This is a genomic window from Streptomyces sp. NPDC002690, assembly GCF_053592415.1.
In genome coordinates this window covers 1-2,951 of record NZ_JBSFVR010000586.1, presented here as the reverse complement: position 1 = coordinate 2,951, position 2,951 = coordinate 1, and the positions used below count along the sequence as shown (strand labels likewise).

Here is a 2,951-nt window from a genome sequence, read left to right as displayed (position 1 = left end):
TGACCGATGTTCGACTTCAACGACCCCAACCACAACGGCTCAACACCAACCGGACGCTGACCATAGGTGGCCAGCAACGCCTGCGCCTCGATCGGGTCACCCAGCACCGTCCCCGTACCATGCGCCTCCACCACATCCACATCACCAACACCCAGCCCGGCCGACGCCAACGCCGCACGAATCACCCGCTGCTGCGACGGCCCGTTCGGCGCCGTCAGACCATTCGACGCACCATCCTGATTCACCGCCGAACCAGCCACCACCGCCAACACCGGATGACCCAACCGCCGCGCATCCGACAACCGTTCCAACAACACCACACCGGCACCCTCACCCCAACCGGTCCCGTCCGCACCCTCCGCAAACGCCTTACACCGGCCATCCACCGCCAAACCACGCTGCCGCGAAAACTCCACAAACGTCTCCGGCGTCGCCATCACCGTCACACCACCCGCCACCGCCAGATCACACTCACCACCCCGCAAAGCCTGCGCCGCCAGATGGATCGTCACCAACGACGACGAACACGCCGTGTCAACGCTGACCGCAGGACCCTCCAGACCCAAGACGTAGGCAAGCCGGCCGGAGACCACAGCCTCCATCACCCCGGTGCCGAAGCCCTCGGCCCCGTCACCGGACGCGCTTCGCCCGTAGTCGTGTCCCATGACGCCGGCGAACACGCCGGTCCGCGAACCTCGCAGACCCAACGGATCGATGCCCGCCCGCTCGAACGCCTCCCAGGACACCTCCAGCATCAAACGCTGCTGCGGATCCATCGCCACCGCCTCGGCCGGCGAAATCCCGAAGAACCCGGCATCGAACCCCGCAACATCCGCCAGGAACCCACCACGCCGCACATAGGTCCTGCCCGGCACGTCCGGGTCCGGGTCGAACAACCCATCGACGTCCCAGCCACGATCCCCCGGGAAATCCCCGATGCCGTCCCCACCGGAACGCACCAACTCCCACAGCGCCTGCGGGGAGTCCACACCGCCGGGATAACGGCAGCCCATGCCCACGACCACGACCGGGTCCGAGTTCTTCGCGGTCAGCTCGGCGTTGCGACGCCGCAGCGCCGAGACCTCTTTCGCCGCACGGCGAAGCGCGCCGACAAGGTCTTCGTTGGAAGCGCCCACGGAAGCACCCACAGCGAGCTCCATCTCCGGATCGGGGGGTCAGAAAAGTCGAGAGGGGTTCTCAGGGAAGTCTCAGAAAAGCTCAGGGCCGAAGAGCGCCGACACAGCCGAACGGCGGCTGCCCCGGCCATGCCGCGGGTGATCCCGGGGCACGGTCGGAGCGGCCGCCGTCGCGGGTCAGGGCAGCCGGTTCGACCACTCCGCGGAGGTGGGCAGCTGCGCCACCACCTCGGAGGTGAAGAACTCGGTCTTGTCGATGAGTCCGGCGACCATCGCGAAGTAGCGGTCGGCCAGCTCCGGGGACTGCTCCACCACCCGCAGCAGCGCGACCCGGGAGTCGGTGACGCGCAGCCGCGCCAGGTCCAGCGCCGCCTGATACGGGTCCCGGAGCGTGTCGTAGCTCTCCTTGGCGTAGCCGGCCAAGCAGGCGTCCGTCCCGGCGGCGTCGTCCAGGTCCTGTCCGGCGAGCGCGTCGGCGAGCAGCTGGACCTGGGTCAGCGCGTTGGTGATGCCACGCGCCGTGATCGAGTCGACGTGGTGTGCGGCGTCGCCGACCAAGGCCCAGCCGGGGCCGTCGGCGTGGCGGAAGAAGTTCTGCTGGTTGCCGGTGCCGATCAGACCCTCGACCCGTTCGGCGCCGTCCAGCATCTCGTGCAGGTCCGGCGCGTTGTGCTCGATGGTCGCCAGGTGCGCGGCCAGCGGCTCCTGGCGGAGCTCCGCGAACCGGTGCTGGGGGAAGTACGTCGCGATCATCGTCACGCCGTCTTGGGTGGGGATGCGGGCGATCCAGCTCTCCGGCCGCTCGTGGTAGCCGAAGCCGGTCTCCAGGCCCTGCCAGCAGCTGTAGTAGACGCAGCTGGCCAACTGGTCGACTGTTCGCATCGGTGCGTCGACCAGGGCCGCTACCCGGGAGTTCTGGCCGTCCGCGCCGATCACCAGGCGTGCCGGGACCGACTCGGGCCCGTCCGGGCCGGTGACCTCGACGCCGGCGACCCGGTCGCCGTCGCGAAGCAGGGCCCGCACGTTCGTCCGGTCGCGGAACTCGGCGCCCGCCTCGACGGCCGCGCGCACCATCAGGTCGTCGAGCACCCGGCGGCGCGGCGCGTAGACGACCGGCGAGTACGGCGTCGGCGGGGTCGGCGCGGTGATCCGCAGCCCGGCGACGTCGTAGCTCACCGTGTCCAGCGCCGGGCAGCCCGAGGCGGCGACCGCGTCGAGCAGCCCCCACCGGGCGAGCAACGCCACGCCCGGCGGCTGGATGTAGAGCGTGGACATGATGTCCGAGGGGAACTCCATGCGGTCGACGAGAAGCACCTTCCGGCCCTGCCGGGCCAGCAGGAGCGCCGCGGACGCCCCGGCGGGGCGCGCGCCGACGATCACGACGTCATACATGGCGCGGCCTCCGCGCGTGGACACCGGCCTGGCCCATTACTGCTCCTCCCTCATGCGTCGCAGCCTCGGGCGGGCGGTCGCCGCCGAAGTCCGCAGGACGGGTTCCAGCTGCGCGACCGTCGGGTTCTCGAAGATGGTGCGCATCGTCACGGTGACGCCGACCACCGAGCGGACACGGCTGATCAGCCAGGTGGCGCGCAGCGAGTGCCCGCCGAGTTCGAAGAAGTCGTCGTCCAGGCCGACCCGGTCCACGCCGAGCACCTCGGCGAACAAGTCGGCGAGTCGCTGCTCGCCGGGGGTGTCGGGGGCCCGGTACTCGCGGCGGGACGCGGCGCTGTCGGCGTCGCCGGCCAGGCCGAGGTACTCCAGCCCGTCGGGCCGGCGGCGGACCAGGGCGCCGGTGCGGCGCAGGCGGGCGCCGGG

Annotated in this window: 3 protein-coding genes; all 3 read right to left on the bottom strand. The window is 70.7% G+C overall.

The annotated features are described in order from the left end of the window. Positions 1 to 1,136 (bottom strand): beta-ketoacyl synthase N-terminal-like domain-containing protein (locus ACWD3D_RS35530; protein ID WP_451464802.1); only part of this gene is annotated, 1,136 nt, incomplete at its 3' end. Between the two features lie 177 nt (positions 1,137 to 1,313). Further along, positions 1,314 to 2,528, bottom strand: a complete 1,215-nt coding sequence (locus ACWD3D_RS35525; RefSeq protein WP_451464801.1) for an NAD(P)/FAD-dependent oxidoreductase — start codon at positions 2,526 to 2,528, stop codon at positions 1,314 to 1,316. A gap of 36 nt (positions 2,529 to 2,564) precedes the next feature. Beyond that, the coding region (locus tag ACWD3D_RS35520; RefSeq protein ID WP_451464800.1) for a phosphopantetheine-binding protein at positions 2,565 to 2,951 on the bottom strand (387 nt) is incomplete at its 5' end.

Coding starts and splice junctions, on each gene's coding strand:
- ACWD3D_RS35525 (WP_451464801.1), bottom strand. CDS start 2,528: ATGTATGACGTCGTGATCGTCGGCGCGCGCCCCGCCGGGGCGTCCGCG.